This is a genomic window from Borrelia crocidurae (genome assembly GCF_000825665.2).
Lineage (GTDB): Bacteria > Spirochaetota > Spirochaetia > Borreliales > Borreliaceae > Borrelia > Borrelia duttonii.
Genome location: NZ_LN609267.1, coordinates 41,137 through 42,184, shown reverse-complemented (window position 1 = coordinate 42,184; position 1,048 = coordinate 41,137). Strand labels below are relative to the sequence as shown.

1 protein-coding gene and 1 pseudogene are annotated in these 1,048 nt (G+C 24.1%); one reads left to right on the top strand and one right to left on the bottom strand.

The annotated features are described in order from the left end of the window. Window positions 1–92, top strand: a pseudogene (locus BN1173_RS04435) (phosphate signaling complex protein PhoU); the annotation flags it as partial. 49 nt (window positions 93–141) lie between these two features. Here BN1173_RS04435 and BN1173_RS00225 read toward each other — a convergent pair. Continuing rightward, window positions 142–993 carry a CheR family methyltransferase gene (locus BN1173_RS00225; RefSeq protein WP_014695952.1) on the bottom strand — a complete coding sequence of 284 codons (852 nt, stop codon included), beginning with the start codon at window positions 991–993 and terminating at the stop codon, window positions 142–144. Window positions 994–1,048 lie beyond the last annotated feature (55 nt).

Here is a 1,048-nt window from a genome sequence, read left to right as displayed (position 1 = left end):
ATAGTTTTTTAGAAAGAGTTGGAGATCATGTTGCAACAATAGGAGAGCTACTTTATTTTGTTAAAGTAGGGGAGAAAGTAAATCTTACTTAAATAATGTGCTAGTTTAGTCTTTTATTTAATTACAATCATTATGATTATTTTAAATTGAATTGATTTTTTTATATGTTGCTGGCATTACATATTCTAAGTTTTTATTACCTCGAATTGTTTCTGAATGTCCAATTAATAAGTAAGAATCATCTTTTAAGTATTGATTGAATTTGTTAGCAAGTTTGTTTCTTGTTTGCTCATCAAAATAAATCATTACGTTTCGACAAAAAATTAAATCAAATTTTTTATTAAATGGGAAAACGTCGTTCATTAAATTTAATTTTTTAAATACGGTCATTTCTTTCAGTTCATCTTTAACTTCAAATTTGTCATTTTCGAGTTTATTTAAATATTTAATTTTCAAATGTTTTGGTAGGGTTTTTACTCGATCTTCTGGATAAATGCCTTCTTTAGCTTCTTTTAAAACACTAATTGAAATGTCTGTTGCTAAAATTTTTGCTTTGCATTGAATTTTATTGTTATTTATATATTCATTTAATATCATTGCTATTGTGTATGCTTCTTCTCCACTTGAGCATCCAGCTGACCATATTCTAATTTCTTTTTCTTGTGTTTGTGTTATTCTTTCGACCATTTTGGGTAGAAGATTGTTTGCAAGGAATTCAAAGTGATTAGGTTCTCTAAAAAAATAGGTGTGATTTGTTGATATTTTATCTATTAATTCTATTAGAGATATTTGATTTTTTTGATTTTCTAAGTAATTAATATATTCTGTAAAATTGTTTAAGTTTTTTGCTTTAATTGTTGATGATAAGCGACTTTCTATTAATAATTTTTTTTTCTCGCTAAGATTAATACCAAAATTATTATAAATTATTTTGGTGAGTCTGTGAAATTCTTCTTTGTTTATTTTGATATTAAATTCATTATTAATATTCANNACTTAAAATAACATAAGAATCATATCTTGAATGTCTAATTTTTTTAAATATCCA